The 390-nt window shown below is 43.8% G+C and carries 1 pseudogene; it reads right to left on the bottom strand.

The window, feature by feature from the left end:
* A pseudogene (locus BHE18_RS02025) lies at positions 1–269 on the bottom strand (ATP-binding cassette domain-containing protein); the annotation flags it as partial.
* Positions 270–390: the final 121 nt, after the last annotated feature.

Here is a 390-nt window from a genome sequence, read left to right as displayed (position 1 = left end):
ACGTAAATACGGTCGCTCATGCCGATGATTTCGTTCAGTTCAGAAGAAATCATGATGATGCTCATGCCTTGTTTGATCAATTCGTTCATGATCGTGTAGATCTCGAACTTCGCTCCGACGTCGATGCCCCGCGTCGGTTCATCGAGGATCAAAATTTTTGGTCCCGTGAATAGCCATTTGCCGAGCGATACTTTTTGCTGATTGCCGCCGCTCAGTTTGCCGACTGCCAGTTCAAGCGAGCTGGTCTTGATGTGCAGCGATTTTCTGTACTAAAAAAAAAATAATATTACCAACCACACCTACACCCTAGCATCGCAACACACGACTATACCGCACCATTATGATGACAATAGTCTGTCAATAATCTATCAACACAAACATGAATAAAAA

This window comes from Rossellomorea aquimaris, assembly GCF_001877785.1.
Taxonomy (GTDB): domain Bacteria; phylum Bacillota; class Bacilli; order Bacillales; family Bacillaceae_B; genus Rossellomorea; species Rossellomorea aquimaris_A.
The sequence above is the reverse complement of the archived record's forward strand: the minus strand, read 5'-3'. Positions and strand labels throughout refer to the sequence as shown.